The organism is Kineosporia babensis, assembly GCF_021129305.1.
Taxonomy (GTDB): Bacteria; Actinomycetota; Actinomycetes; order Actinomycetales; family Kineosporiaceae; genus Kineosporia; species Kineosporia babensis.
In genome coordinates, this window is record NZ_JAJOMB010000074.1 from 1 (window position 1) to 976 (window position 976).

The 976-nt window shown below is 64.1% G+C and carries 1 protein-coding gene; it reads right to left on the bottom strand.

Going from position 1 to position 976, the window contains the following annotated elements; genetic code table 11:
• Positions 1-31: 31 nt before the first annotated feature.
• Positions 32-976 (bottom strand): IS3 family transposase (locus LR394_RS41025; protein WP_231450140.1); only part of this gene is annotated, 945 nt, incomplete at its 5' end.

Here is a 976-nt window from a genome sequence, read left to right on the forward strand (position 1 = left end):
TGTCAAGTGCCGGGTTTGGTAGAGGGTCTGATTACACGGTGATCAGCTCGGTGGCTGGGGTTTTGGTGTAGAAGTTGGCCTCGTGCTCGGCGGGCGGGACATGGCCGAGGGCCTCGTGAAGCCGGTCGTTGTTGTACCAGTCGATGTATTCGGCGGTGGCGATCTCGAGGTCGTCGATCCCGTTCCAGGGGCCCAGGTTGCGGACGAGTTCGGCCTTGTAGACCGAGTTCAAGGCCTCGGCCATCGCGTTGTCGTAGGAGTCTCCCTTCGAGCCGACCGAAGCGACGGCCTCGGCCTCTTCCAAGCGGGCGGTGTAGCGGACATCGACGTACTGAACGCCCCTGTCCGAGTGGTGAATCAGGCCGCTCAGGTCGCGCCCGTCACGCTGACGGGCCCAGATGGCCATCTGCAGGGCGTCCAGGGCCAGATCCGTGCGCATATTCCTCGACAGGCGCCAGCCGACGATCTTCCGGGAGAACACATCCAGGATGAACGCCGCGTAGACCCATCCGGAAAGGGTTCTCACGTAGGTGAAGTCGGCAACCCACAACTGGTCTGGCGCAGTGGCGGTGAAATTCCTCTTGACGTGATCGGCGCGGGTGTCGATACCCTTGCCGGCGACGGTCGTTCTGGGAGTTTTGCGGCGGGATACTCCTTTCAGGCCAGCCGCTTTCATGAGGCGCTGGATGGTGCAGCGGGCGACAGGCAAGCCGTTGACGCCACCCAGGCGGGCCAGGGCGGCATACATTTTCCGAATGCCGTAGACGCCGTAGTTGCGGGCATGGACCTCCCGAAGTTTCGCGGTGACGGCCTGGTCCCGCACCGCCCGGTCCGAGGGCGGGCGCGCCTTGCGGGCGTAGTAGGTACTCGGAGCGATCTTGGCGCCCATCCCGGTCAGGACGGCGCAGATCGGCTCGACTCCGAACTGGTCTTTGTGCTGGTCGATGTACTCGACGATCAGCGCGAGGGACGGTCC